19 protein-coding genes are annotated in these 23,184 nt (G+C 71.7%); 6 read left to right on the top strand and 13 right to left on the bottom strand.

The window, feature by feature from the left end; genetic code table 11:
* Positions 1–8: 8 nt before the first annotated feature.
* From OG276_RS05825 to OG276_RS05780, 10 genes are all read right to left on the bottom strand, one after another.
* Complete coding sequence (locus tag OG276_RS05825; RefSeq protein ID WP_266903386.1) at positions 9–1,496, bottom strand: AlkA N-terminal domain-containing protein; 1,488 nt, start codon at positions 1,494–1,496, stop codon at positions 9–11.
* 266 nt (positions 1,497–1,762) lie between these two features.
* Positions 1,763–2,545 (bottom strand): CDP-diacylglycerol--serine O-phosphatidyltransferase, encoded by a 783-nt coding sequence (gene pssA / locus OG276_RS05820; RefSeq protein WP_266912559.1) that lies wholly within the window; start codon positions 2,543–2,545, stop codon positions 1,763–1,765.
* An 82-nt stretch (positions 2,546–2,627) separates the two neighbouring features.
* The gene (locus OG276_RS05815; RefSeq protein WP_266903384.1) at positions 2,628–3,284 is read right to left on the bottom strand and encodes a phosphatidylserine decarboxylase; all 657 of its coding nucleotides are present in this window, start codon (positions 3,282–3,284) and stop codon (positions 2,628–2,630) included.
* Between the two features lie 185 nt (positions 3,285–3,469).
* The gene (locus OG276_RS05810) at positions 3,470–4,675 is read right to left on the bottom strand and encodes an acyl-CoA dehydrogenase family protein (protein ID WP_266903382.1); all 1,206 of its coding nucleotides are present in this window, start codon (positions 4,673–4,675) and stop codon (positions 3,470–3,472) included.
* 4 nt (positions 4,676–4,679) lie between these two features.
* Entirely contained in the window at positions 4,680–5,192 is a 513-nt protein-coding gene (locus OG276_RS05805) for a MaoC family dehydratase (protein WP_053681718.1), read from the bottom strand.
* Between the two features lie 5 nt (positions 5,193–5,197).
* Entirely contained in the window at positions 5,198–6,172 is a 975-nt protein-coding gene (locus tag OG276_RS05800; protein ID WP_266903377.1) for a CoA ester lyase, read from the bottom strand.
* Positions 6,169–8,265 carry a protein meaA gene (locus tag OG276_RS05795; protein WP_266903375.1) on the bottom strand — a complete coding sequence of 699 codons (2,097 nt, stop codon included), beginning with the start codon at positions 8,263–8,265 and terminating at the stop codon, positions 6,169–6,171. Before OG276_RS05795 ends, OG276_RS05800 begins: the two co-directional genes overlap by 4 nt.
* A 31-nt stretch (positions 8,266–8,296) precedes the next feature.
* Positions 8,297–9,634 carry a crotonyl-CoA carboxylase/reductase gene (gene ccrA, locus OG276_RS05790; RefSeq protein WP_266885008.1) on the bottom strand — a complete coding sequence of 446 codons (1,338 nt, stop codon included), beginning with the start codon at positions 9,632–9,634 and terminating at the stop codon, positions 8,297–8,299.
* Between the two features lie 410 nt (positions 9,635–10,044).
* A complete protein-coding gene (locus tag OG276_RS05785) occupies positions 10,045–10,866 on the bottom strand; it encodes a TetR family transcriptional regulator (protein WP_266903373.1) in 822 nt (273 codons plus the stop codon).
* 196 nt (positions 10,867–11,062) lie between these two features.
* Positions 11,063–12,898 carry a 3-hydroxyacyl-CoA dehydrogenase family protein gene (locus OG276_RS05780; protein ID WP_266903371.1) on the bottom strand — a complete coding sequence of 612 codons (1,836 nt, stop codon included), beginning with the start codon at positions 12,896–12,898 and terminating at the stop codon, positions 11,063–11,065.
* 459 nt (positions 12,899–13,357) lie between these two features.
* Between OG276_RS05780 and OG276_RS05775 the strand changes: the two genes are divergently transcribed.
* On the top strand, positions 13,358–13,927 hold the full coding sequence (locus tag OG276_RS05775) for a HEAT repeat domain-containing protein (RefSeq protein ID WP_266903369.1): 570 nt from the start codon (positions 13,358–13,360) through the stop codon (positions 13,925–13,927).
* On the opposite strand, the gene OG276_RS05770 is transcribed toward OG276_RS05775, so the two are convergent.
* From OG276_RS05770 to OG276_RS05760, 3 genes are all read right to left on the bottom strand, one after another.
* A complete protein-coding gene (locus tag OG276_RS05770) occupies positions 13,920–14,435 on the bottom strand; it encodes a RidA family protein (protein ID WP_266903367.1) in 516 nt (171 codons plus the stop codon). The genes OG276_RS05775 and OG276_RS05770 overlap by 8 nt on opposite strands.
* Before the next feature lie 24 nt (positions 14,436–14,459).
* Positions 14,460–16,064, bottom strand: coding sequence for an alpha/beta hydrolase (locus tag OG276_RS05765; protein WP_266903365.1), 1,605 nt, complete (start codon positions 16,062–16,064; stop codon positions 14,460–14,462).
* A 123-nt stretch (positions 16,065–16,187) separates the two neighbouring features.
* The gene (locus OG276_RS05760) at positions 16,188–17,222 is read right to left on the bottom strand and encodes an Rv2578c family radical SAM protein (protein ID WP_266903363.1); all 1,035 of its coding nucleotides are present in this window, start codon (positions 17,220–17,222) and stop codon (positions 16,188–16,190) included.
* 109 nt (positions 17,223–17,331) lie between these two features.
* On the opposite strand from OG276_RS05760, the gene OG276_RS05755 reads away from it, so the two are divergent.
* From OG276_RS05755 to OG276_RS05735, 5 genes are all read left to right on the top strand, one after another.
* Positions 17,332–18,165 carry a hypothetical protein gene (locus tag OG276_RS05755; protein WP_266903361.1) on the top strand — a complete coding sequence of 278 codons (834 nt, stop codon included), beginning with the start codon at positions 17,332–17,334 and terminating at the stop codon, positions 18,163–18,165.
* A gap of 74 nt (positions 18,166–18,239) precedes the next feature.
* Positions 18,240–18,683: an SRPBCC family protein gene (locus OG276_RS05750; RefSeq protein WP_266903359.1), complete on the top strand. Its 444-nt coding sequence runs from the start codon at positions 18,240–18,242 to the stop codon at positions 18,681–18,683.
* Between the two features lie 203 nt (positions 18,684–18,886).
* Positions 18,887–19,720 (top strand): M55 family metallopeptidase, encoded by an 834-nt coding sequence (locus tag OG276_RS05745; protein WP_266903357.1) that lies wholly within the window; start codon positions 18,887–18,889, stop codon positions 19,718–19,720.
* Between the two features lies 1 nt (position 19,721).
* Complete coding sequence (locus OG276_RS05740) at positions 19,722–21,104, top strand: M20/M25/M40 family metallo-hydrolase (protein ID WP_266912557.1); 1,383 nt, start codon at positions 19,722–19,724, stop codon at positions 21,102–21,104.
* On the top strand, positions 21,101–23,179 hold the full coding sequence (locus tag OG276_RS05735; protein WP_266903355.1) for a prolyl oligopeptidase family serine peptidase: 2,079 nt from the start codon (positions 21,101–21,103) through the stop codon (positions 23,177–23,179). Before OG276_RS05740 ends, OG276_RS05735 begins: the two co-directional genes overlap by 4 nt.
* Positions 23,180–23,184: the final 5 nt, after the last annotated feature.

Raw genomic sequence — 23,184 nt, 5'->3', positions numbered from 1 at the left:
CGGTCGGGTCAGGCGGGCAGGACGTTGATCGCGTGGTCCTCGGTGGCCCACAGGTACTGCACGGCGTACGCGCGCCAGGGCCGCCAGCGCGCCGCGCGGGCCGTCAGCGCCGCGGGCGTGGAGGGCAGCCCGAGCCCCTGCGCGGCCCGCCGGATGCCCAGGTCGCCCGGGATGAAGGCGTCCGGGTCGCCCAGGGCCCGCATCGCGATGATCTCGGTGGTCCACGGCCCGAAGCCGGGCAGCGCCCCCAGCCGTGCGCGGGCCGCCTCCCAGTCGCTGTCGATGCCGAGCGGGAGCGAGCCGTCGGCCAGGGCCGAGACGAGCGTGGTGAAGGTGGCCCGCCGGCTGCGCGGCATGGCCAGGGACTCCGGGTCCACCCCGGCCAGGGCCTGCGGGGTCGGGAACAGGTGCGTCAGCCCGCCCTCGGGGTCGGTCACCGGCTCGCCCAAGGAGCGCACCAGCCGGGCCGCGTGCGTACGGGCCGCCGCGGTGGACACCTGCTGCCCGAGCACGGCCCGTACGGCGAACTCCTCCGCGTCGACGGTACGGGGCACCCGGCGGCCGGGAGCCTTGGCCACGAGAGGGGCGAGCAGCGGGTCGGCACGCAGCTGCTCGTCGACGGCCTCGGGGTCCGCGTCGAGGTCCAGGAGCCGCCGGCAGCGGCTGATGGCGATGGTCAGGTCGCGCAGGTCGGTCAGGGCGAGCCGGCAGCCGATGTGGTCGGGCTGCGGGGTGAGGGAGACGACGCCGGTGCCGTACGGGAGCCGGAGCGTGCGGCGGTAGGCGCCCGCCCGCCACTCCTCGACCCCGGGGACGGCGGTCGCGGCGAGGTGGCCGAAGAGGTTGTCGGGGGTGAGCGGGGCACGGAAGGGGAGCCGCAGGCTTATGGTGCCGGGCACCTGGGCGGGCCCGGCACCCCGGACGGGCCCCCGGCCGGCGGCCTTGGCCCGCAGCTCGCTCGGGGCCAGGGCGAAGACCTCGCGGACGGTGTCGTTGAAGGTCCGGATCGAGGAGAACCCCGCGGCGAAGGCGATGTCGCCCATCGGGAGCCCGGAGGTCTCGATCAGCAGCCGGGCGGTCTGCGCGCGCTGGGCCCGGGCGAGGGCGAGGGGGCCGGCGCCGAGCTCCGCGCCCAGCTGGCGCTCCACCTGGCGGGCGGAGTACCCGAGCCGGGAGGCCAGCCCCGGGACGCCCTCCCGGTCGACCACCCCGTCCTGGATGAGGCGCATGGCCCGGGCGACGGCGTCCGCGCGGGCGTTCCACTCGGGGGAGCCGGGGGAGGTGTCGGGCCGGCAGCGCTTGCAGGCCCGGTAGCCGCTCTGCTGGCAGGCGGCGGCGCTGGGGAGGAAGGTCATGTTCTCGACCTTGGGCGGTACGGCGGGGCAGCTGGGGCGGCAGTAGATGCCGGTGGTCCTCACGGCGGTGAAGAACCAGCCGTCGAAGCGGGCGTCCTTCGACTGGACTGCCCGCACGCAACGCTCCGTATCGGTGTACATGGCTCCCATCCTCCTGGGCGGCCGGTCCCCGGGCTGGCGGTTTTCCGACACCAACGTTACGGGGACCCCCCCGGCCGGGCGCCCGCCGCCGGGCCCGGCACCGGATGCGCCGCTGCGCGGGGCGAGGTCCCCTACCCCACCCTTCCACCGTTCCCCGGGGCTCCGCCCCGGACCCCGCCGCAGCGGCGTAGGGCCCCCGCGCACGCGAAAGGGCCCCCGGTTGCCTGGTGGCGGCCGGGGGCCCTTGCGTGCGCGTACAGCCGGGGCTACGGGGCCTGGGTGGCCCGCGCCTCACGGCGGTTGTGGCGGAACGTGTTCGCGCGACGGGTCGTCGCGAACAGCGGGATGGTCGCCGCCAGAGCGATCTGCAGCGCGCAGCCGGTCTGGAGCAGCAGCCCGCCGCCCGGCGCGTCGAACGCCCACGCGGCCAGCAGACCCATCGCCGCGACGATCCAGCTGAGCATCGCCACCGCGAGGACACCCCGCGGCTTGGGGTACTCGACCCGGCTCACCATCAGCCAGGCCACGCCGACGATCGCCAGCAGGGTCGGGATGAACGGCAGCTCCAGCAGCACGATCGAGACGACCGTCAGCGCACCGAAGGGGCTCGGCATGCCCTGGAACATGCCGTCCTTCATCGCCACGCAGCTGAATCTCGCGAGGCGCAGGACGACGGCCAGCAGGACGACGATCGCCGCCAGCGCCGACATCTTCTGCACCGCGTCATCGGCGACCATGCCGTAGACGAGGACGAAGTACGCCGGGGCCAGGCCGAAGCTGATCAGGTCGGACAGGTTGTCCAGCTCCGCGCCCATCGGCGAGCTGCGCAGCTTGCGGGCCACGATGCCGTCGAAGAGGTCGAAGACCGCGGCGAGCAGCATCAGTATCACGGCGGTCGCCGCGCTGCTGCGGGCCATGCCCGACTCGCCGCTGCCGGTGAGGTGCGGGATGAGGATCCCGGTGGTGGTGAAGTACACCGCCATGAATCCGCACGTCGCGTTGCCGAGGGTCAGGGTGTCCGCTATCGACAGCCGCAGTGACAGCGGCATGTCGTCCTCGGGAGACTCCTCCTCGGACGCCTCGGGTACCCATCCCGATGCCGGCGTCGACAGGTTCGCCGGGGTTTCAGGTTCAGTCACGGTCAATTCGGGTCACCCCCGCGGTGGTGGCCTGTCCGACCTCGACCGCGATCTCGACGCCCTCGGGGAGGTAGATGTCGACGCGGGAGCCGAAGCGGATCAGACCGATGCGTTCGCCCTGCTCCACCTTGGTGCCGGCCGGCAGGTACGGGACGATGCGACGGGCGACGGCGCCGGCGATCTGCACCATCTCGATGTCGCCGAGCTCGGTGTCGAAGTGCCAGACGACGCGCTCGTTGTTCTCGCTCTCCTTGTTGAACGCCGGAACGAATCCACCGGGAACGTGTTCCACGGACGTCACCGTGCCCGCGAGGGGCGCACGGTTGACGTGGACGTTCAGCGGGCTCATGAAGATCGCGACGCGGGTCCGCCCGTCCTTCCACGGCATGATGCTCTGCACCACACCGTCGGCGGGGGAGATGACCCGGCCCTGAGTGATCTCACGCTCGGGGTCGCGGAAGAACCACAGCATGCCCGCCGCGAGCGCGGTGGTGGGCACGGCCACTGCCGCCCAGCGTCCGGACTTGCGGGCCCGGACGAGGCTGACGGCGGCGGTGGCGACGGTCGGCAGAAGCCACGGCGATGCTCCGCGCGCGAGGCGTCCACCGAGGAGGCCGACGCGAGGTGCAGAGGTTTGGCTGTGGGGCATGGATGACCTTCGTAGCGGGTGATGCCGCGCCGCAAACGGGGGGACGGGACGGCGGCTTTACTGGAATGCTATCGGTTGCACGCAACAACTGGGCAAGCCAGAAGCCGAGTCGATGACCGTGAGCCAGTGACTGCTAGTGACTCTTTTGCGGAAAACCACTGGATGATTTACCGCAAAAGGGACTTTCAGCCCTGGAGCCGGTACTCCTCGAGCAGGCGTCGCCCGATGATCATTTTCTGGATCTCGGCGGTACCTTCGCCGATGAGCAGCATGGGTGCCTCTCGGTAGAGGCGCTCGATCTCGTACTCCTTCGAGAAGCCGTAGCCACCGTGGATACGGAACGCGTCCTCCACCACCTCCTTGCAGTACTCGGAGGCGAGGTACTTCGCCATCCCTGCTTCGAGGTCGTTTCGTTCCCCGGAGTCCTTTTTGCGTGCTGCATTGACCATCATCGCATGGGCGGCTTCGACCTTGGTAGCCATCTCGGCCAGCTTGAACTGGATCGCCTGGTGCTCGGCGATGGCCTTGCCGAAAGTGTGACGTTGCTGGGCATACGAGACACCCAGCTCGAACGCACGCTGCGCGACGCCGCAACCACGGGCCGCCACGTTGACGCGGCCGACCTCGACCCCGTCCATCATTTGGTAAAACCCTCGGCCGGTCTGGCCGCCGAGCACCCGATTGGCCGGAATGCGCAGTCCGTCCATGATGAGCTCGGTCGTGTCGACGCCCTTGTAGCCCATCTTGTCGATCTTGCCGGGGATGGTCAGGCCGGGACGCACCTCACCGAAGCCGGCCTCCTTCTCCACGAGGAAGGTCGTCATCGACTTGTGGGGCGCGGTGCCCTCGGGGTGTCCTTCGTCACTGCGCACCAGAACGGCCACCAGCGTGGAGGTGCCGCCGTTCGTCAGCCACATCTTCTGGCCGTTCAGGACGTACTCGTCGCCGTCCTTGACCGCCTTGGAGGTGATGGCCGACACATCGGAGCCGAGCCCCGGCTCGGACATAGAGAACGCGCCGCGCACCTCGCCCAGCGCCATCCGCGGAAGGAAGTACTCCCTCTGCTCCTGGGTGCCGTGCTGCTTGAGCATGTACGCCACGATGAAGTGCGTGTTGATGATGCCCGAGACGGACATCCAGCCGCGCGCGATCTCCTCGACGCACAGGGCGTAGGTGAGCAGCGACTCACCCAGGCCGCCGTACTCCTCCGGGATCATCAGGCCGAAGAGGCCGAGTTCCTTGAGACCGTCGACGATCTGCTGCGGGTACTCGTCCCGGTGCTCCAGCTCGGTCGCGACCGGGATGATCTCCTTGTCGACGAACTCCCGGACGGTCTTGAGGATGTCCCTCTGGTCGTCCGTCAGGCCGGCGGTCTGGGCAAGTCGGCTCATGGTTCTACTTCCCCTGTTCCTTCAGCGTGGGGCGGCCGGGCTGCTCGCCGCCGCGCTCCTTGATGTACGTCTCGGTCGGGACCATCACCTTGCGCCGGAAGACGCAGACGAGGGTGCCGTCCTGCTTGTAGCCCTTGGTCTCCACGTAGACGATGCCGCGGTCGTTCTTCGACTTCGACGGGGTCTTGTCGAGGACCGTGGTCTCGCCGTAGATCGTGTCCCCGTGGAAGGTCGGCGCCACGTGGCGCAGCGACTCGATCTCCAGGTTGGCGATCGCCTTGCCCGAGACGTCCGGCACGGACATGCCCAGCAGCAGGGAGTAGATGTAGTTGCCCACGACCACGTTCTTGCCGAAGTCGGTCGTGTTCTCCGCGTAGTTGCTGTCCATGTGGAGCGGGTGGTGGTTCATGGTCAGCAGACAGAAGAGGTGGTCGTCGTACTCGGTGACCGTCTTTCCGGGCCAGTGCTTGTAGACCGCGCCGATCTCGAACTCTTCGTAGGTGCGTCCGAACTGCATGCTGCTCAGGCCTCCGGGATTTCGAACTTGGTGGTGCGCTGCATGCCGGCGGCGCGGCCCTTGCCCGAGATGACCAGGGCCATCTTGCGGCTGGCCTCGTCGATCATCTCGTCGCCGAGCATCGCGGAGCCCTTCTTGCCGCCCGCCTCGGAGGTGCACCAGTCGTACGCGTCGAGGATCAGCTCGGCGTGGTCGTAGTCCTCCTGGGAGGGGGAGAAGACCTCGTTGGCCGCGTCGACCTGGCCGGGGTGCAGCACCCACTTGCCGTCGAAGCCCAGGGCCGCGGCGCGCCCGGCGACCTCGCGGTAGCCGTCGACGTTCTTGATCTGGAGGAAGGGGCCGTCGATCGCCTGGAGGTCGTGCATGCGGGCCGCCATCAGGATCCGCATCAGGATGTAGTGGTAGGCGTCCGCGCCGTAGCCGGGCGGCTGCATGCCCACGACCAGGGACTTCATGTTGATGGAGGCCATGAAGTCGGCCGGTCCGAAGATGATGGTTTCCAGCCGCGGCGAGGCGGCGGCGATCGCGTCGACGTTGACCAGGCCCTTGGCGTTCTCGATCTGCGCCTCGATGCCGATCTTGCCGACCTCGAAGCCCATCGTCTTCTCGATCTGCGTCAGCAGGAGGTCGAGCGCCACGACCTGCTGGGCGTCCTGGACCTTCGGCAGCATGATGCAGTCGAGGTTCTGGCCGGCGCCCTCGACGACCGTGATCACATCGCGGTACGTCCAGTGCGTGGTCCAGTCGTTGACGCGCACCACGCGGGTCTTGCCGGTCCAGTCGCCGTTGTTCAGCGCGTCCACGATCGTGTGGCGGGCGCCCTCCTTGGCGAGCGGGGCGCAGGCGTCCTCCAGGTCCAGGAAGACCTGGTCGGCCGGGAGGCCCTGGGCCTTCTCCAGGAACCGGGGGTTGGAACCCGGCACCGCGAGGCAGGAGCGGCGCGGCCGCAGCCGGTTGACCGGGGAAGAGGGCGTGGTCATGCGGGGACCTCCGTGCTTGCAAGGGTGTCAGTGTCGATGATCTCGTCGGCGTCGCCGAGCGGGTGGAGCTTGTTGGCCCGGCGGATCTCGTCGACGATTTTGCCGATGATCTCCGTGATGCCGAAGTCCTTCGGGGTGAAGACCGCCGCCACCCCGGCCTCCTTGAGCGCCACGGCGTCGGCATTCGGAATGATGCCGCCGAGCACGACGGGGATGTCACCCGCCCCCGCCGCACGCAGGCGTTCCAGCACGTCCGGGACGAGCGCGCTGTGCGAGCCGGACAGGATGGACAGTCCCACGCAGTGCACGTCCTCGGCCAGCGCCGCCGAGGAAATCTCCTCGGGGGTCAGCCGGATGCCCTGGTAGACCACCTCGAAACCGGCGTCGCGGGCCCGTACGGCGATCTGCTCGGCGCCGTTGGAGTGCCCGTCCAGGCCGGGCTTGCCGACCAGCAGGCGCAGCCGGCCGGAGCCCAGCTCGTCGGCGGTACGGGAGACCTTCGCGCGGACGAGGGCCATGGGGGTCCCCTCCTCGGCGGTCACGGCCACCGGGGCCGAGGAGACCCCGGTCGGCGCCCGGAACTCGCCGAACACCTCGCGCAGCGCGCTCGACCACTCGCCGGTGGTGACACCGGCGCGGGCGCACTCCAGGGTGGCCTCCATCAGGTTCTCGTCCCCGGCGGCGGCATCCTTGAGCCGGTCCAGGGCCTGCATCACCGTCGGGAAGACGAACGGGTCGCCGCCGCCCTGCCGGTCCGAGGACTCCTGGCGCTCGGCCTTCCAGCGGCCGATGCGCTCGACGGTCTGCGCCTCCAGGGCCCCGTCCACCGTCATGATGGCGCCGTCCAGGTCGGAGGTGAGCGGGTTCTCCTCGGTCTGCTGGAAGCAGTTGACGCCGACGATCTTGTCCTGGCCGTCCTCGATCCGGGCCCGCCGCGCGGCGTGCGAGGAGACCAGCTCGCCCTTGAGGTACCCGGACTCGACGGCCGCCATCGCGCCGCCCATCTCCTGGATCCGGTCGATCTCGGCCAGGCACTCGGCCACCAGGGACTCGACCTTGGCCTCGATCACGTGCGAGCCGGCGAAGATGTCCTCGTACTCCAGCAGGTCGCTCTCGTGGGCCAGGACCTGCTGGATCCGCAGCGACCACTGCTGGTCCCAGGGCCGGGGCAGGCCCAGCGCCTCGTTCCAGGCCGGCAGCTGCACGGCGCGGGCGCGGGCGTCCTTGGAGAGGGTCACCGCGAGCATCTCCAGCACGATCCGCTGGACGTTGTTCTCCGGCTGCGCCTCGGTCAGGCCCAGGGAGTTGACCTGGACGCCGTACCGGAAGCGGCGCTGCTTCTCGTTCTCGATGCCGTAGCGCTCGCGGGTGACCTTGTCCCAGATGCGGCCGAAGGCGCGCATCTTGCACATCTCCTCGATGAAGCGGACGCCCGCGTTCACGAAGAAGGAGATCCGGGCGACGACCTCGCCGAAGCGCTCCGGCGGGACCTGGCCCGAGTCGCGCACCGAGTCCAGGACCGCGATGGCCGTGGACATGGCGTACGAGATCTCCTGGACGGGCGTGGCCCCGGCCTCCTGCAGGTGGTAGCTGCAGATGTTGATCGGGTTCCACTTCGGGATGTGGTTGACCGTGTACGCGATCATGTCCGTCGTCAGGCGGAGCGAGGGCCCGGGCGGGAAGACGTGCGTCCCGCGCGAGAGGTACTCCTTGACGATGTCGTTCTGGGTGGTGCCCTGGAGCTGGGCGATGTCCGCGCCCTGCTCCTCGGCGGCCACCTGGTAGAGCGCCAGCAGCCACATGGCGGTGGCGTTGATCGTCATCGAGGTGTTCATCTGCTCCAGGGGGATGTCCTGGAACAGCCGCCGCATGTCGCCCAGATGGGAGACCGGGACCCCGACCCGGCCGACCTCGCCGCGGGCGAGGATGTGGTCGGGGTCGTAGCCGGTCTGCGTCGGAAGGTCGAACGCGACCGACAGGCCGGTCTGGCCCTTGGCGAGGTTGCGGCGGTACAGCTCGTTGGACGCCTCGGCCGTGGAGTGGCCGGCGTACGTCCGCATGAGCCACGGACGGTCCTTCTGGCGCTCTGTCATCTCAGGCTGTCCCTTTGGCCTTTGAGGGGTCTCAGATGTTGCGGAAGCGGTTGATCGCGTCGAGGTGCGTCGCGCGCATCTCGTGGTCCCGGACGCCGAGGCCTTCCTCGGGGGACAGGCAGAGCACGCCGACCTTGCCCTGGTGGAGGTTGCGGTGGACGTCGTAGGCGGCCTGGCCGGTCTCCTCCAGGGAGTAGACCCGGGACAGAGTGGGGTGGATCTTGCCCTTCGAGATCAGCCGGTTGGCCTCCCAGGCCTCGCGGTAGTTCGCGAAGTGCGAGCCGATGATCTTCTTCAGGGACATCCACAGGTAGCGGTTGTCGTACTCGTGCATGTAGCCCGAGGTCGAGGCGCAGGTGGTGATGGTGCCGCCCTTGCGGGTGACATAGACGCTCGCGCCGAAGGTCTCGCGGCCCGGGTGCTCGAAGACGATGTCGATGTCCTCGCCGCCGGTGAGCTCGCGGATGCGCTTGCCGAAGCGCTTCCACTCCTTCGGGTCCTGGGTGTGCTCGTCCTTCCAGAACTTGTAGCCCTCGGCGTTGCGGTCGATGACCGCCGTCGCGCCCATCGCCCGGCAGATGTCCGCCTTCTCCGGGGAGGAGACCACGCAGATCGGGTTGGCGCCGCCGGCCAGGGCGAACTGGGTGGCGTACGAGCCGAGTCCGCCGCTGGCGCCCCAGATCAGGACGTTGTCGCCCTGCTTCATGCCGGCGCCGTTGCGGGAGACCAGCTGGCGGTACGCGGTGGAGTTGACCAGGCCGGGGGAGGCGGCCTCCTCCCAGCTGAGGTGGTCGGGCTTGGGCATCAGCTGGTTCGACTTGACCAGGGCGATCTCCGCCAGGCCGCCGAAGTTGGTCTCGAAGCCCCAGATGCGCTGCTCGGGGTCGAGCATCGTGTCGTTGTGGCCGTCCGAGGACTCCAGCTCGACCGACAGGCAGTGCGCGACGACCTCGTCGCCCGGCTTCCAGGCGTTCACGCCGGGGCCGGTGCGCAGGACGACGCCCGCGAGGTCCGAGCCGATGATGTGGTACGGCAGGTCGTGGCGCTTGGTGAGCTCCGAGAGGCGCCCGTAGCGCTCCAGGAAGCTGAAGGTGGACACCGGCTCGAAGATCGAGGTCCACACGGAGTTGTAGTTGACCGAGGAGGCCATGACGGCGACCAGGGCCTCGCCCGGGCCCAGCTCGGGGAGCGGCACCTCGTCGAGGTGCAGGGACTTGCGGGGGTCCTTCTCGCGGGTGGTGAGCCCGGCGAACATCTCCGCCTCGTCCTTGTGCACGGTGATCGCGCGGTACGAGTCGGGGAGCGGCAGGGCAGCGAAGTCGGCGGCCGTCGCGGCCTGCGACTGGATCGCGTCCAGGATGTCCTTCACGGTGTTGCCTCCGGCCGTGCGCTGATGAGGGTGCGCTGAGGGAAACGGGGTGCGTTGAGCTGCTGAATGGCGAAGCGGTGTGGTGAGCGGGGCTGCTCGGGGCGCCGTCGATTCGGCTGGGGTGGAGCTGCGCGTTGCCTGTGGTGGGGCGGTGCGGGGGCCTGGTGACGCAGGCATCCGGGGCGCGGTTCGTGCCGAGTGGGCTGGACCGCGGGGACATCCGGACGAGATTCAACGTATGGCACCCCGTGTCACTCAGCAAGGCACCGCGTGCCAAAACTTTCTCTCATTTGCCGATTGACCTGCACGGATGAGCGATGATCGATCAGAGTTACCCGCGAGTAGGGGCAACTCGGACAAACGAAAGCGGCCGCCCCCGGAACGGGAGCGGCCGCTGTGACGTGTGTCGCCTACTTGTTTCTGAGCGCCTCTTCGATGGTCCGCATGACCTCGTCCAGCGGGGCGTCCGTGCGGGCCACCGCCACCAGTACCTCGCCCTGCGTACGCACCGAGGCCGGCGCGGTGGCGGGCTCGGGCGGCGTGCTCAGCGTGCGCCCCGCGCCGATCCCCGAACCGAAGGTCTTGCGCACGATCGCGAAGGCGTGGTCGAGCTGCGCCTCCACGTCGCCCTGCCCGCCCGCCCGCAGCCAGCGCCGCAGCACGTGGTTGTGGGCCGTGACCACCGCCGAGGCGGCGACCTCCGCCAGCAGCGGGTCGTCGTTGCCGTCGTGGTGGTCGGTCTCGTCGAAATGGGCCAGCAGGTAGCGGGTGAACAGCCGCTCGTAGCGGGCGACCGAGGCGATCTCCCGCTCCCGCAGCGCCGGCACCTCGCGGGTGAGCCGGTAGCGCTCCACCGACACCGCCGGCGAGGCGGCGTACATCTTCATGACTTCCTTGATCCCCCGGCACACCGTGTCGAGCGGGTGCTCGTGCGCCGGGGCCACGTCGAGGACGGCCTCGGCGCGGGTCAGGGTGTCGTCGTGGTCCGGGAAGATCGCCTCTTCCTTGGACCGGAAGTGCCGGAAGAAGGTCCGGCGCGCGACCCCGGCCACCGAGGCGATCTCGTCGACCGTCGTGGCCTCGTACCCCTTGTTCGCGAAGAGCGCCATGGCGGCCGCCGCCAGCTCGCGGCGCATCTTGAGCCGCTGAGCGGCCGCCTTGGTGCCGGCCGGGGTCTCCGGGGCGTCGGAGGCCGCGGAGGCGCGGGGTGAGGTCTTGGCGGGCTGGGACATAGAGCGAAAGTACTTCATTCGCTCGGGAGAGCGCTCCCGAGGGGGGTGGGGCGGGGATGGATGCGGGGGAGGGCCGGCACTGGGCACACAGTGCTCCTCGGGAGGGTGTGTCCGCCGTGAGGGTCCGGCGGACCCGAGCAGCCCTCCCCACGCATCCTGTCTGTGGGGCTCCTGGGGCTCCTGCGCCTGCCGCGGATTACCGGCGGGGGGCGTACTCACGGAATCCGCGGCCGGTCTTCCGGCCCAGGCAGCCCGCGGCGACCAGGTGCTCCAGCAGCGGGGACGGGGCCAGGCCCGGGTCGCGGAACTCCTTGTGCAGGACCTGCTCGATGGCCAGCGACACGTCCAGGCCGACCACGTCGAGGAGCTCGAAGGGCCCCATCGGGTAGCCGCCGCCCAGCTTCATCGCGGCGTCGATGTCGTCGATGCCCGCGTAGTGCTGCTCGACCATCTTGATCGCGTTGTTGAGGTACGGGAACAGCAGCGCGTTCACGATGAAGCCGGCCCGGTCCCCGCAGTCCACCGCGTGCTTGCGCACCTGACCGCAGATCCCGCGGACCGTGGCGTGCACGTCGTCGGCGGTCAGGACGGTCCGGACCACCTCGACCAGCTTCATCGCCGGAGCCGGGTTGAAGAAGTGCATGCCGATCACGTCCTCGGGCCGCGAGGTCGCGCGGGCGATCGCGATCACCGGGAGCGAGGAGGTCGTGGTGGCGAGCACCGCACCGGGCTTGCAGGCCTTGTCCAGCGACCGGAACAGCTCCTGCTTCACCTCCAGGTCCTCGGCGACGGCCTCCACGGCCAGGTCCACGTCGGAGAAGGCGTCCAGCGAGCCCGCCGCCGTGATCCGGTTCACGGTGGCGGCGGCGGCCTCGGCCGTCAGCCGGCCCCGGTCCACCGCGCGGGCCAGCGACTTGGCGATCGCGGCCTTCGCCGCGTCCGCCTTCTCCTGGCTGCGCGCCGCCAGCACCACGGGGAAGCCGGCCTGCGCGAAGACCTGCGCGATGCCGCTCGCCATCGTGCCCGAGCCGGCCACGCCGACCGAGTTCACCGGACGGCTCGCCCGGACCAGGTCCCCGTCCGGCGGGGTCTGGAGGTCGCGGACGACGACCTGGCTGCCCGGGGCCTCGTACGTGTAGAAGCCGCGCCCGGACTTCTGCCCGGTCAGGCCCGCCTCGGCGAGGTGGCCGAGGATCGGGGCCGGGGCGTGCAGCCGGTCGCCCGAGGAGGTGTACATGGCCTCGAGGACCGTGCGGGCGGTGTCCACGCCGATCAGGTCGAGCAGCGCGAGCGGGCCCATCGGGAGGCCGCAGCCCAGCTTCATCGCCGCGTCGATGTCCTCGCGGGAGGCGTACTTCGCCTCGTACATGGCGGCGGCCTGGTTGAGGTAGCCGAACAGCAGGCCGTCGGCGACGAAGCCCGGACGGTCGCCGACCGCGACGGGCTCCTTGCCGAGCTCGCGGGCCAGCGTGGTGACCGCCTCGACGGCCGGCGGGGCCGTCAGCACGCTGGAGACGACCTCGACCAGCTTCATCGTCGGCGCCGGGTTGAAGAAGTGCAGGCCGACCACGCGCTCCGGGCGCTGGGACTCGGCGGCCATCCGCGTCACCGACAGGGCGTTGGTGCCGGTGGCCAGGATCGCGGTGGGCCGGACGATCGCGTCGAGCTCGCGGAAGATCCGCTGCTTGAGCTCGTAGGACTCGGGGACCACCTCGATGACGAGGTCGGCGTCGGCGGCGGCGCCCAGCTCGGAGAAGGTGCGGAAGCGGGCGAGCACCGCCTCGCGCTCCTGATCGGTGAGCTGCTCCCGCGCCACGGAGCGGGCGGTGGTCGCCGCGAGGGCCGTGGTGGCCCGGCGGGCGGCGGCCTCGCTGATGTCGATGCCGATGACCTCGCGGCCGGCCCGGGCGAGGACCTCGGCGATGCCGGAGCCCATCGTGCCGAGACCGACGACGGCGATGGTCTGCAGCGCCGGACGGACGGGCTGGGAGGAGGGGGAAGAGGACTGACTGGACGTGGACGGAAGGTCCATCGCGGGACTCCAGTGGAAGAGGGTGACGACTGAGGGGGCACGCGGAGCACGGCGCGCGCGGAGGCCGTATGGGAACCCGTGCGGGAATCCGTGGGGGATCCGAGCGGAAGAGCACGCGGAAGAGCAGGCGGAAAACCGTGCGAAAGGCGTGCGGAGAAGCCCGGGGCTCCCGGATGACCGGGGATGGCGGCAGAACCGGGGAACCCGGAGGAACCCGGCAGCAAGGAGCCGGTGGGGCGCAAGCGGCGGAGCCCTGTCCCGGGGTCACGCCGTGAGGTGGTGCGGAGTCGTGCAGAACCGACTGGCACGAGGTGGCTGCGTCACCAGGCCGCCCTCGTACGTGTTGTAGGGACAGTAACCCGTCCCCAACTGGTCCGCCAGAGCGCGCAGATGTGACCTGTACCGCCCAAATGTACCGATCATCGATCATCGATCAACCGGCTGCTCTAGGGTGGCCGCGTGAACGAGGTGTTGGAACGTCTGCGGGCCGAAGCCGGGCGGGCCCCGGAGGGCGAAGCGCGGTACGCGGAGCTGCTCGCGCAGGACGCGGACGGCCTGGCGGCCTCCCTGACCTCCGCCGGGCTGCCCCTGTGGGCCCGCGAACTGGCCGCGTACCGGCTGGGACTGGCCGGCGACCGGCGCGCCTTCGAGTCCCTGGTCCTGCTGCTCAACCACCGGGACCCGCCGCGCTGCGAGGCGGCCGCGCAGGCGCTGGCCGTCCTCGGGGACCCGCGCACCGCCCGCGCGGCGGCGGCGCTGGCCACGAACGAACTGCGCACGGCCTACGCCCTGCACCCGGTCCGGCTGCTGGCGGCGCTGCGGGCGCCGGAATCCGCCCCGGCGCTGATCCGCACGCTGTCGCGGCTGCTCGCGCCGCACGACCCGTACTGGCGGGTGGCCCTGGCCTGCGTGGAGGGGCTGGGCGCGCTGGCGGACCAGCGCGCCCGGGAGGTCCTGACCCGGGCCCAGTCGCACCCCCGGCTGGCGGTGGCGGCGACGGCGGCCCTGCGGGGGCTGGGCGTCAGCTAGCGAAGCCGGTCTTGAACCCGGTGCCGAACCCGGCTCCGGAACCGGTCCGGAAGCCGGTCTCCGTCTCGGCCCCGGAGTGCGATCCGGTCCCGGTCCGCTCCGGGAGGACCGCGAAGGCCTCGATCTCCATCAGCAGTTCCGGCCGGAACAGGGCCGCCACCTGAACCGCCGAGGAGGCCGGGAGGCGGTCCGGGGCGATCACCTCGTCGCGGGCCTCCCGAACCGCCGGGAGGTGGGCGACGTCCGTGACGAAGTACGTCAGCTTCACCACGTCGTCGAAGGTGGCCCCGGCCGCCGCCAGGCACAGCCGCAGGTTCTCGAACACCTGCCGGGCCTGGGCGGCGGCGTCGCCCTCGCCGACCAACTCGCCCTTCTCGTCGAAGGCGCACTGCCCGGACACGGCGACGAACCGCCCCGTGCCCCAGACGACGTGGTTGTAGCCGGTGCCCGGGGCCACGCCCTCGGGAGCGGCGACGCGGGTGAGGTGGTTGTCCTGTGAGGTGGTCATGGGCACGATCTTGCCCGCTGCGGGTCAGCCCCGGAAGCCGAGCAGCCCGTGCAGCGCCGCGCCGCCCGCCGACGGCGGGACCGCGCGGGTCGCCGGGATCGGGGTGGGCTCCGCCTGGGCGGGGCAGACGGCGTCCGCGGCCTTGCCCGTCAGCAGGTACGCGGACAGCTTCTCGTCGAGGCACTTGTTGCCGCTCAGGGCGACGCCGTGGTTGCCGCCGCCCTCCTCGACCACCAGCGCCGAGCCCGCGAGCTTGCGCCGCATGCTCACCGCGCCCTCGTACGGGGTCGCGGCGTCCTCGGTCGCCTGGAAGAGGAGCGCCTGCGGGAGCGCGGAGTTGGTGACGTCCGGGGCCTGGAGCGGCTCGGACGGCCAGAACGCGCAGGGGGCGTTGTACCAGGCGTTGTTCCAGGTCATGAAGGGTGCCTTGGCGTGCGTGCGCCACATGTCGGCCCGCCACTGGTTCCAGTTCCTGGGCCACGCCGAGTCCCGGCACTGCACGGCCGTGTAGACGCTGTAGCTGTTGCCCGCCGAGGGCTCCACCGCGCCGAACTTCTCGTACGCGGAGACCAGCGGCTTCGGGTCGCCGTCCACGGAGTACGCGGCGAAGGCGGCGGCGAGGTGGGGCCAGTAGCCGTTGAAGTAGCCGCCCGGCATGAAGGTGTCCTCCAGCTCCGCCGGGCCCACCTTGGCGCCCGCCGGGGCGGTGCGCAGCGCCGTCCGCATCTCGTACCAGCGGGACTCGACCTCGGCCGGGTCGGTGCCGAGGTGGTACGTGGAGTCGTACCGGGCCACCCAGGCCAGGAAGGCCTTGTGGCGGGAGTCGAAGGCCTGGTCCTGGGCGAGGTTGTCCTCGTACCAGACCCCGGCCGGATCGACGACGGAGTCCAGGACCAGGCGGTGCACGCGGCCGGGGTGGAGCTTGGCGTACACCGCGCCCAGGTAGGTGCCGTAGGAGTAGCCGAAGTAGCTCAGCTTGTCCGCGCGCAGGGCGGTGCGCAGCACTTCGAGGTCGCGGGCCGCCGACACCGTGTCGATGTACGGGAGGACGTCGGCGTGCTTGGTCTGACAGGACTCGGCGAAGGACTTCACCCGCTCCAGGTTGGCCCGCTCGGTCGCCTCGTCCAGCGGCACGGAGTCGGGCCGTACGGGCGTGAAGTGGCCCGCGCCGCAGTCCAGGGCGGGCTCGCTCTTGCCTACGCCCCGGGGGTCGAAGCCGATCACGTCGTACTGGGCCGCGACCTCCTTGGGCAGGGCGGAGGCGATGAAACCGGCCAGGGTGCGCCCGCTGCCGCCGGGCCCGCCGGGGTTGACCAGCAGGGGGCCCTGGGAGCGGGCGGCCGTGTGGGGGACGCGGGTCAGGGCGAGGGAGATCTGCCGGCCGGCCGGGCTGTCGTGGTCGAGCGGGACCTTGAGGGAGGCGCACTGGAGCGTCGGGTAGCGGGAGGTCGCGCAGTTGGACCACTTCAGGGCTTCGGCGGCCGGGGCGGCCGCTGCCGCTGCCGGGGCCGCGGCCGTCACCGGGCTCGCCAGGGCGGCGGCGAGGGTGGACACCGCCAGCAGGACGGCGGCGCGCCGCAGAGCGGGACCGGGCTTGTTCTTCGTCGGGTGCAGCGTCGGGTGCAGCATGGGGCCTCCCAGCCGAGGGTTCTGGGCGGAATCGTCCCGGAACCTGTGCTCGGAAGGGGGGATTGGGGCCCCGATTGGCCCGATGTGATGACCCTTCAGTCGGTCGTACGGTCGTACGGCTGCTCAGAGCAGGCTGAGCTGGGTCGCCCCGGGCGCGGGCGCGAGCTCGTCCGGCCGCTCCGGTGCGACGATCCGCCGGGCCGGTGCGGGGCCGCCGGGGCCGATGCCGAATTCGGCGGTGAGCTCGTGGACTTGGCGGGTGATCATCCGCTGGTACCAGGTGGGTGCGTACGAGCCGCCCGCGTACATCCGCTCGTACCGTTCGACCAGGCGGGGGTGGTGCTCGCCCAGCCAGGCCGTGAACCACTCCCGCGCCCCGGGGCGCAGATGGAGCACCAGGGGTGTCACGGAGGTCGCGCCCGACTCGGCGACGGCCCGGACGGTGGCCCGCAGCTGCTCCGGGGAGTCCCCGAGGAAGGGGATCACGGGGGCCATCAGCACCCCGCACTCGATGCCGGCGTCGGTGAGGGTGCGGACGGCCTGCAGCCGGGCGGCGGGGGAGGGGGTGCCGGGCTCGACCGTGCGCCACAGGGCGGTGTCGGTGAAGCCGACGGACACGGAGATCCCGACGTCGGCGACGGCCGCGGCCTCCTGGATGAGCGGGAGGTCGCGCAGGATCAGCGTGCCCTTGGTGAGGATGGAGAAGGGATTGGCGCGCTCCCGCAGCGCCTCGATGATCCCGGGCATGAGCCGGTACCGGCCCTCGGCGCGCTGATAGCAGTCGACGTTGGTGCCCATCGCGATGTGCGCGCCGGTCCAGCGGGGCGAGGCGAGTTCGCGGCGCACGAGCTCGGGGGCGTTGGTCTTGACGACGATCTGGGAGTCGAAGCCGATCCCGGTGTCGAGGTCGAGATAGCCGTGCGTCTTGCGCGCGAAGCAGTACACGCAGGCGTGACTGCACCCCCGGTACGGGTTCACGGTCCACTCGAACGGCATGCGGGAGGCGCCGGGGACCCGGTTGACGATCGACCGGGCCCGGACCTCGTGGAAGGTGATCCCCCGGAATTCGGGGGTGTCGAAGGTGCGGGTGACGACGGAGTCGGCGCCGAAGAGCGCGGCCGGGCCCGTGGGGCCCTCGGTCAGGTTGTCCCAGCGCATGGTGCGCCTCCCTCGGTAGCTCGCCCCGAGAATAGAACAAACGTTCCCATGATCGTGCGGACCCCCATATTCGCTGGTCGGCGTGGTGCGGGGGTGTGAGGCTGCACCCATGGCGGGATACAGACACACGGTGTGCCTCCCGGGCGAGGCCCGGGACCGGCTCGAAGAAGCGGTCGGGGAGGCGATGGCGCCCTTCTGGCTGGACCGGGACGGTGACATCTCCCTGGACCTGCGCATCTGGGACAGCTGGCGGATCCAGGGCGGTGTGGAGAGGTCCGGCTACCGCGTTCGGCCGGGTCACGAGGCGGACCCCCGGATCGTCCACGACCACCCGCGCTGGGACGGCACCCGCGAGGACAGCGAGCCCGGCTGGTGCGCGGGCGGTCCGCGCGGACTGCTCGTGGTGCGCGGGTCCTCGGAGCGGACCGCCGCACTGGGCGGAGCCGCCTGGGACCGCTGGCAGGAGATCCTCCGGGCCCACCCGCCGGCCCGCCCGTGGTCGGAGTTCCGGCCGGAGTGGACCGCGGGGAGGACGTCCGCCGAGACGGAGGCCGCGTTCCGCGATGCCCATGCCGCGTACCTGGCGCAGGCGCCGGTAGTGCCCTTCCGGCGATGGGCCGCCGAACTGCCCGTCGACCCGGCGGCCGACGGTTTCGAATCCGTCCTCCGCGACATCGACGACCCGCTCGAAAGCTTCGGGCGGTTCCACGACCGGGACATGTGCGTCTGGCACTACGGCCGGTGGGCAGCCGCCTGCGAGAACGTCCTGACCCTCGACGGCTGGTGGTGCGAGCAGGGGGAGGATCCCCTCCACGGTGCCTGCGACGACCCCGCGGCCTGCCCGCACACTCCGCCGCCCATGGGGCAGCTGGACAGCGCGGCGGCCTATCTCGCCGGGCTGCCGGACGACACCCTCCTCGTCTCCGTCCGCTGTCACGTCTGACCCGGATTTGGGCGCCCGCCCCGGAGGTGGTTGGCTTCGCGGTGACGAGCGAACACAACTGCTGGAGGAAAGCCATGGCGCAGGTCGAGGCCACCACGGAACGCATCATCGGGGCGGACGCGGAGACCGTGTTCGACGCGCTGGCCGACTACACCGGGACCCGGGGCAAGGTGCTGCCCGAGCACTTCAGCGAGTACGAGGTGCGCGAGGGCGGCGACGGCGAGGGCACCCTCGTCCACTGGAAGCTCCAGGCCACGAGCAAGCGGGTCCGCGACTGCCTGCTGGAGGTCACCGAGCCCACCGACGGCCAGCTCGTGGAGAAGGACCGCAACTCCTCCATGGTCACCACCTGGACGGTCACCCCGGCCGGCGAGGGCAAGTCCAAGGCCGTCGTCACCACCGTGTGGAACGGCGCCGGCGGCATCGGCGGTTTCTTCGAGCGCACCTTCGCGCCCAAGGGACTGGCCCGCATCTACGACACCCTCCTCGCCAACCTGGCCGCCGAAGTCGAGGGCTGAGCAAGGCCGTTGCCGATGGGTCGTCGGTGAGTGCCGGTGAGGCCGGGGATCGGGCCTCACCGGATCGGGTGAAATGAGCCCGCCGGTGACCCGGCGCGCCCCCCCGGTGCGACCCCGACACGGCCCGGGCGTGGCCACGGGGCCCGGCGGGGGCCGGCGGGCTAGGGTGGGGCCCTGAGCGCTACCGACCGCCCGGGGGCCCGATGAAGATCCTCATCTCCGCCGACATGGAAGGCGCCACCGGCGTCACCTGGCCCGCCGACGTGCTGCCCGGGACCCCGCAGTGGGAACGCTGCCGGACCATGTTCACCTCCGACGTGAACGCCGCCGTCCTCGGGTTCTACGACGCCGGCGCCGACCAGGTCCTCGTCAACGAGGCCCACTGGACCATGCGCAACCTGCTGCTGGAGCACCTCGACGAACGCGTCGAGATGCTGACCGGCCGCCACAAATCCCTCTCCATGGTCGAGGGCGTCCAGCACGGGGACGTGGACGGCATCGCCTTCGTCGGCTACCACACGGGCGCCGGCGCCGAGGGCGTGCTCGCCCACACCTACCTCGCCAACTCCATCACCGGGGTCTGGGTCAACGGGACCCGTGCCGGCGAGGGGCTGCTCAACGCCCACGTGGTCGCCGAGTACGGCGTCCCGGTCATCCTGGTCACCGGAGACGACCTGACCTGCGCCGACGCCGCCGGCTACGCCCCCAACGCGGTGACCGTCGCCGTCAAGGACCACGTCTCGCGCTACGCCGCCGTCTGCCGCACCCCGGCCCGTACGGCCGCCGACATCCGGGCCGCCGCCAAGGAGGCCGCCGCCCTCGCCGTCCGGTACGAACCGGTGCGGGGCGGGCCGTTCGCGGTGGAGGTCGAGTTCGACGCCGAACACCTGGCGATGGCCGCCACGGTGGTGCCCGGGGTCGAGCGATCGGGTGAGCGTAGGGTCGGGTACACCAGCGGGACGATGTACGAGGGGATCCGGACCTTCAAGGCGGTCACCACGATCGTCTCGGCAGCGATGGAGGAGCAATATGGCTGACATGTCCGGTCCGGGTGGAACCGGGAGCGGCCCTGCCGCCCCCGCCGCCTCCACCGCCCCCGTCGCCCCCGTCGATCAGAGGGCGCTCGACGAGGCCGTCGAGTTCACCTCCGGCCTGATCCGCATCGACACCACCAACCGCGGCGGCGGCGACTGCCGGGAGCGCCCGGCCGCCGAGTACGTCGCCGAGCGGCTGGCCGCCATCGGCCTGGAGCCCGCGCTGCTGGAACGCACCCCGGGCCGCACCAACGTGGTGGCCCGGATCGCGGGCACCGACCCCACCGCCCCCGCCCTCCTGGTCCACGGCCACCTCGACGTGGTCCCGGCCGAGGCCGCCGACTGGAGCGTGGACCCCTTCTCCGGCGAAGTCCGCGACGGGGTGGTGTGGGGCCGCGGCGCCGTCGACATGAAGAACATGGACGCGATGGTGCTCGCCGTCGTACGGGCCTGGGCGCGGGCCGGAGTGAAGCCGCGGCGGGACATCGTGATCGCCTACACCGCCGACGAGGAGGACAGCGCGATCGACGGCTCGGGCTTCCTCGCCGACCACCACCCCGAGCTCTTCGAAGGCTGTACCGAGGGCATCAGCGAATCCGGTGCCTTCACCGTGCACGCCGCGCCCGGGCAGGCCCTCTACCCGATCGCCGCCGGCGAACGCGGCACCGCCTGGCTGAAGCTCACCGCGACCGGCACCGCCGGACACGGCTCCAAGCCCAACCGGGCCAACGCGGTCAGCCGCCTCGCCGCCGCCGTCGCCCGCATCGGCGAGCACGACTGGCCGGTCCGCCTCACCGACACCGTCACCGCCTGCATCACCGAACTCGCGGCCCTGCAGGGGATGTCGGTGGACCCGCGCGACCCCGGTTTCCAGCTCGACCAGATCCTCAACAAGCTCGGCCCGGCCGGCGCGCTCGTCGAGGCGACCGTCCGCAACAGCGCCAACCCGACCATGCTCAGCGCCGGTTACAAGCTCAACGTCATCCCGGGCACCGCCACCGGGTACGTGGACGGCCGGATGCTGCCCGGCGGCGAGGCCGAGTTCACCGCCACCCTCGACGAGCTCACCGGCCCCGACGTGCACTGGGAGTTCCACCACCGGGAGGTGGCCCTCGAAGCCCCCGTGGACGGGCGGACGTACGGGATCCTGCGCGAGTCCGTCGAGGCCTTCGACCCGGAGGGGCACGTGGTGCCCTTCTGCATGGCGGGCGGCACCGACGCCAAGCAGTTCTCCCGGCTCGGCATCACCGGCTACGGCTTCTCCCCGCTCAAGCTGCCGCCCGGCTTCGACTACTGGTCCCTCTTCCACGGAGTCGACGAGCGGGTGCCCGTCGACGCCCTGCACTTCGGGGTCCGCGTCCTCGACCGAGCCCTGCGCACACTGTGAAGACCCCGCGCGGCGACGGCACCGCCCCCTACGGCAGTTGGCCCTCGCCGATCGGCGCCGGGCTCGCCGCCTCCCTCGACGGGAGGCCGGAGTACGTCGGCGCGATCGGTGCCGAGGTGTGGTGGACGGTGCCCCGGCCGGCCGAAGGCGGCCGCCGCGCCCTGGTCCGCCGGCCCGCGGACGGCGGACCCGCGCTCTGCGCGCTGCCCGCGCCGTGGAACGTGCGCAGCCGGGTCACGGAGTACGGCGGACTGCCCTGGGCGGGAGCCGAACGGCCCCTGGGCGGGCCTCTGGTGGTCTTCGTCCACTTCGCCGACCAGCGGCTGTACGCGTACGAGCCGGACGCGCCCGGCGGCCCGGCCCCGCGGGCGCTGACCCCCGTCTCGGCGGTGGGCGGCGGGCTGCGCTGGGCCGACCCGGTGCTGCGTGACGGTGAAGTCTGGTGCGTGCTGGAGGAGTTCACCGGAGCCGGGCCGACCGATGTGCGCCGCGTCCTGGCTGCCGTACCGCTGGACGGGTCGGCCGCGGAAGACAGGTCCCGCGTGCGGGAGTTGACCGATGACCGGTACCGGTTCAGCAGCGGGCCCCGGCTCTCTCCCGACGGGCGGCAGGCGGCCTGGCTGGTGTGGGACCACCCCCGTATGCCGTGGGACGGCACCGAGTTGCGGCTCGCCGAGGTCACCGCGGACGGCCGGCTCGCGGAGCCCCGTACCGTGCTCGGCGGACCCGAGGAGGCCGTCGCGCAGGTCGAGTGGACCACCGGCGGAAGCCTCCTCGCGGTGAGCGACCGGGGCGGCTGGTGGAACCCGTACCGGGTGGACCGGGAGACGGGCGAGGCCGTCAACCTGTGCCCCCGGGAAGAGGAGTTCGGCGGGCCGCTGTGGAAGCCCGGCCTGCGCTGGATCGCGGCGCTCCCCGACGGACTGGTGGCCGTCCTGCACGGCCGGGGCTCCTCGGTGCTCGGCGTGCTCGATCCCGAGAGCGGGGACCTGGTCGACGCGGCCGGGCCGTGGACGGCCTGGCAGCCCACCCTCGCCGTCAGCGGCGGCCGGGTCTACGGGGTCGCGGCCAGCCCGCGCAGCGCGTACGAGGTGGTGGAGCTGGACACGGCCACCGGGCACGCCCGGGTGGTGGGCGGCCGCGGCTCCCCGGGAGCGGACGAGGCGGAAGGGGCCGACGGTACGGGCGGGGCGGCTGGGCCCGGTGAGGCCCGCGGACCGGGACCGGCCGACCGGGCGGACCCCGCCTACTACCCGGAGCCGCAGAGCAGGACCTTCTTCGGCCGGGGCGGCCGGGAGATCCACGCCCACGTCTACCCGCCGCACCACCCCCTGCTGCGCGCCAGGGCCGACGAGCTGCCCCCGTACGTGGTGTGGGCGCACGGCGGCCCCACCGACCACGTGCCGCCCGTTCTCGACCTGCACATCGCCTACTTCACCTCCCGCGGCATCGGCGTCGTCGAGGTCAACTACGGCGGCTCCACGGGCTACGGGCGCGCCTACCGGGAACGGCTGCGCGAACAGTGGGGCATCGTCGACGTGGAGGACTGCGCCGCGGTGGCGCGGGCCCTGGCCGCCGAGGGCACCGCCGACCCGGACCGGCTCGCGATCCGGGGCGGCAGCGCGGGCGGCTGGACGGCCGCGGCCTCGCTGGCGGCCACCGACCTGTACGCGTGCGCGGCGATCATCTACCCGGTACTGGACCTGGCCGGCTTCGCCGCCGAGACCCACGACCTGGAGTCCCGCTACGTCGACGGCCTCGCCGGACCTCCGCAGACCCTGGCCCTGCTCAGCCGCGAGCGCTCCCCGGTGGCCCGCGCCGACCGGATCACCGCGCCGTTCGTCCTGCTCCAGGGTCTGGACGACCCGGTCTGCCCGCCCGCGCAGGCGGAGCGGCTGCTGGCCGCGATGCGCGGGCGGTCGGTGCCGCACGCGTACGTGACCTTCGAGGGCGAGGGGCACGGCTTCCGGCGCGCGGACACGATGGTCCGGGCGCTGGAGGCGGAGCTCTCGCTGTACGCGCAGGTGTTCGGGTTCGAGCGGGCGGACATCCCCCGTTTGGCCCTGTCCGACTGAGCCTC

The organism is Streptomyces sp. NBC_00086 (genome assembly GCF_026343255.1).
GTDB lineage: Bacteria > Actinomycetota > Actinomycetes > Streptomycetales > Streptomycetaceae > Streptomyces.
This window is presented reverse-complemented; position numbering and strand designations above follow the sequence as displayed.